The organism is Candidatus Erwinia dacicola, from assembly GCF_001756855.1.
GTDB classification, from domain to species: domain Bacteria; phylum Pseudomonadota; class Gammaproteobacteria; order Enterobacterales; family Enterobacteriaceae; genus Erwinia; species Erwinia dacicola.
The window spans coordinates 1-3,860 of record NZ_MAYS01000315.1 but is presented as its reverse complement, the minus strand read 5'-3'; the positions used below and the strand labels follow the sequence as shown (position 1 = coordinate 3,860).

The following is a 3,860-nucleotide window of genomic DNA, read 5'->3' as shown; positions in this document are numbered from 1 at the left end:
GGCGATGTGACTTATATCTGGACGGGTAAATGCTGGGCTTATCTGGCGGTGGTGCTGGACTTGTTTGCACGTAAACCGGTGGGCTGGGCCATGTCGACGTCACCGGACTCGGCACTGACGGTCAAAGCGTTGCAGATGGCCTGGGAGCTTCGGGGTAAGCCAACAGACGTGGCGTTCCACAGCGACCAGGGCAGCCCCTATACCAGCCGTAGATATCGGCAGGCGCTGTGGCGCTGTAGGATAAAGCAGAGTATGAGTCGACGGGGAAACTGCTGGGATAACGCCCCTATGGAGCGGTTCTTCCGGAGCCTGAAGACCGAATGGGTGCCGACGAAGGGCTATAACAGCTTCAGCGAAGCCCAGGGCGCGATAATCCGCTATATAACGGGATATTACAGCGCTATCAGGCCCCACTGGTATAACGGCAGTCTGACGCCCAACGAATCTGAGCGGCTGTACTACTTACAGTCTAATGCTGTGGCCAGTATTAGTTGACCACTACAGTGTCGGGACGGCGGAAGAGCTGCTCTATCTGCTGGGTATTTTGATGAACCCGCATAACCATGACCAAGTGCTGCCACTGATTCTCACCGGGCCGAAAGAGAGCGCCGATTACTTCAAAGTGCTCGATGAGTTTATCGCCAGCACGCTGGGTGATGAGGCACGTAAACACTACACCATTATTATCGATGACGCGGCGGAAGTGGCGCGGCTGATGAAGAAAGCGATGCCGAAGGTGAAGGAGCATCGTCGCGAAACCGGCGACGCTTACAGCTTTAACTGGGCGTTGCGCATTGCTCCTGACCTGCAGATGCCGTTTATGCCGAGCCATGAAAAATATGGCTAATCTTAACCTGTCGCCGGATCAGCCCGTCGAGGATCTAGCTGCGGCACTGCGTCGCACCTTCTCTGGGATCGTCGCCGGTAACGTGAAGGATGTTGGCATTTGCGCAATCAAAGAGAAAGGGCCGTATAAGCTGCACGGCGATCCGGAGATCATGCGCAGCATGGATGATCTGCTGCAGGGCTTTGTGGCTCAGCACCGCATGAAGCTGCCGGCCGGGCAGTGCCTATATTCCCTGCTACGAAATCATCAAGCAACCGACGAACGACCTGCGGGCCGCTCAAGATTAACGATTTTGCACCATTTATTGATTATCGATGCGCTGAATCTGATTCGCCGCATACACGCCGTCCAGGGTTCCCCCTGCCAAGACGCCTGCCTGAATGCCATCCATCAGCTTCTGATGCATACCCGCCCGACGCACACTGTGGCGGTGTTTGACGATGCCGACTGCGCCGACAGCTGGCGGCACCGGCTGCTGCCGGATTACAAGGCCGGGCGCTCGCCCATGCCGGATGCACTGCATAATGAAATGCCACTGCTGCGCGCGGCCTTTGTCGGCGTGGGGGTTAACTGCTGGCACTCTCCCGGTGATGAGGCCGACGATCTCGCCGCCACGCTCGCCAGCAAAGTGGCCGCCGCCGGGCATAAGGCCACTATTGTCTCCACCGATAAAGGCTATTGCCAGATGCTGGCACCTAACGTGCAGATCCGCGACTATTTCCAAAAACGCTGGCTCGACGTACCGTTTATTGCCACCGAATTTGGCGTGGCGCCAGCCCAGCTCACCGACTACTGGGGGCTGGCAGGGATCAGCAGCAGTAAGATCCCGGACGTGCCCGGTATCGGCGGCAAAAGCGCCACGCGGCTGTTGCCGCAGTTTGGTAGCTTAGCAGGAATTTATCAGCAGCTGAATCGGATGCCGGAGAAGTGGCGCAATAAGCTGGAGCAGCATCGCCAGATGGCGGAAATCTGCCAGCAGGTCGCCACGCTGAGAACGGATTTGGTACTGGCGGGGAATTTAAAGGATTTACGACTGCCATAAACACGCAGGCTGGCTGTTGTAGGGGCCAATCATTTTTTTCAATCGGCCCGCGCCAGATTCACGATGGAAAGATTAACGCTCGTCGTGGCGGCTCAGATACGGCGGATATGCACCGTCACCTCTTCGCGATCGTGATACATCTGACGCGCCTGGATCTGCGCGTTAATGCCGTTTCCCACCAGCTTCTCGTGGATCATCTGCAAATTCTGCGACACTTCCTCATAACGCTTCTTCATCGGCAGTTTGAGGTTAAAGATCGCCTCGCTACACCAGGCGTTGACCAGCCAGTCCGCCATCAGATTCGCCACGCGCACCGGTTTTTCCACCATGTCGCACACCACCCAATAGTTATTGCTGCGCGGCGGGCGGTACTTAAAGCCGTCCTCACGCTGGTGGAATACCTGCCCGGTATCCATCAGGCTCGGCGCCATCGAGCCGTTATCCACGGCGTTCACCATCATGCTGCGCTGCACCAGCTGATAGGTCCAGCCGCCCGGGCAGGCCCCTAAGTCCACTGCCCACATCCCGCTTGCTAGGCGCTCATCCCACTCATTGGCAGGAATAAACACGTGGAAAGCCTCTTCCAGCTTAAGCGTGGAGCGGCTTGGCGCATTGGAGGGGAACTTCAGGCGCGGGATCCCCATAAACAGCGGCGAGTTGTTAGCTGGCAGCGAGTAACCGACATAGCAGCAGCCTGAAGCGATAAAGAACACGTGGATTACCGGGCGCGTGTTGGTCTCATAGTTCAGCAGAATATTCGCTTTACGCAGGCTGGCGCGCAGCGGCACGGTAAACTTGCGGCAGAATTTCAGTAGCTCTTTGCTGGCATTGGTGTCCGGCACCTCAACGCGCAGTTCGCCGCCCTTTTCTACCACGCCGGTAAGCATCCCCATGACCGGCGTGATACGGTCCTCGGTCGGCAAATCACGCAGCAGTTCACCGACCACAATCATCTGGCGGGAAAAGATCAGCTCGCTAAACGGCAGTGAGGCCAGCAGCTTTTCGGCTTCCCCTTGCTGATAGCACTCAAACAGCACATAGGCAGAGTCATCTTTCACGCGGGCAAAACCGAAAATCTCGCGCTCGGCGGCCTTAGCGGTGATCTCCGCCGCGCACTCTTTCTCAAAGTCCTGACGGCAATACAGTAAAATCTTATTCATAGCGATCTGCCTTTTTTCAGACGCAGCGCGCCAACCAACATCAAAATCCAGCCGATCAGAAGCAGGTGCCTACGACTGGCGTAACAAACACCCAAATTTTCAGGTGCGACAGCGCCAGACAGTAAAGGCTGCCGCTGAATAAAACCGTGCCCAGCGCCAGAAACGCGCTGCTCCAGCAGGACCATATATCGGCGCGGCGTAGCATCGCTGCAGCCAAACCCAGTACCGCAAGAGTATGGAACGCTTGGTAATAATCCAGCCCGGTTTTCATCTAGGCCATTTCGGCGCTCCCCAGCGACCGGCTTTAATATATGGGTGCCAAAAGCCTCCAGCGCCACGTAGAAAAACCCACTGATAGCGGCAAAAATCAGCATTGCACGACTGGACATAACACCATCCTCTGAGAACACGGAGCACGCTCCGTGGTGCTTACGGCGCGCTAGGCTGGTTTATTGTTCGTAACGAAAGCGGAATTTTTCCTGTTCGCTTGCTGCTTTCGCAAGGATCCACTGCCGGAAGGCGGCTATTTTACCCAGTTCTGCCCGACTGTCATGACAAACCAGATAAAAAGCATTTTTACTGACCAGCACATCGTTAAACGGGCAAACCAGACGCCCCGCTTCTATCTCACTCTGCGCCATCACATTATTGGCCAGCGCCACGCCCTAGCCGCGGATCGCGGCCTGCAGCACCATGGCGCTGTGACTGAATATCGGTCCCTGCTGCACATTGATGCTGCCCAGCCCGGCTGGAAAGGTTAGCGGTCGCTTGCCAGTGCCCCATTCCCAGTTAAAACGCAACAAAACGGAGG

3 protein-coding genes and 3 pseudogenes are annotated in these 3,860 nt (G+C 56.5%); 3 read left to right on the top strand and 3 right to left on the bottom strand.

Annotated elements, in window-relative coordinates; all coding sequences use genetic code 11:
• From BBW68_RS09305 to xni, 3 genes and pseudogenes are all read left to right on the top strand, one after another.
• The coding region (locus BBW68_RS09305; protein WP_148127615.1) for an IS3 family transposase at positions 1 to 495 on the top strand (495 nt) is incomplete at its 5' end.
• A gap of 10 nt (positions 496 to 505) precedes the next feature.
• Positions 506 to 1,134: pseudogene (locus tag BBW68_RS09300) on the top strand (pyrimidine/purine nucleotide monophosphate nucleosidase domain-containing protein); the annotation flags it as partial.
• A 5-nt stretch (positions 1,135 to 1,139) separates the two neighbouring features.
• Positions 1,140 to 1,889, top strand: a complete 750-nt coding sequence (xni, locus tag BBW68_RS09295) for a flap endonuclease Xni (protein ID WP_070135141.1) — start codon at positions 1,140 to 1,142, stop codon at positions 1,887 to 1,889.
• A gap of 92 nt (positions 1,890 to 1,981) precedes the next feature.
• Here the strand turns inward: xni and rlmM are convergent, their stop codons facing one another.
• The 3 genes and pseudogenes from rlmM to BBW68_RS09280 form a co-directional block, all read right to left on the bottom strand.
• On the bottom strand, positions 1,982 to 3,049 hold the full coding sequence (gene rlmM / locus BBW68_RS09290) for a 23S rRNA (cytidine(2498)-2'-O)-methyltransferase RlmM (RefSeq protein WP_070135140.1): 1,068 nt from the start codon (positions 3,047 to 3,049) through the stop codon (positions 1,982 to 1,984).
• Positions 3,042 to 3,438, bottom strand: a pseudogene (locus BBW68_RS09285) (DUF423 domain-containing protein). Before BBW68_RS09285 ends, rlmM begins: the two are co-directional and overlap by 8 nt.
• 60 nt (positions 3,439 to 3,498) lie before the next feature.
• Positions 3,499 to 3,860: pseudogene (locus BBW68_RS09280) on the bottom strand (LysR substrate-binding domain-containing protein); the annotation flags it as partial.

Coding starts and splice junctions, on each gene's coding strand:
- rlmM (WP_070135140.1), bottom strand. CDS start 3,049: ATGAATAAGATTTTACTGTATTGCCGTCAGGACTTTGAGAAAGAGTGC.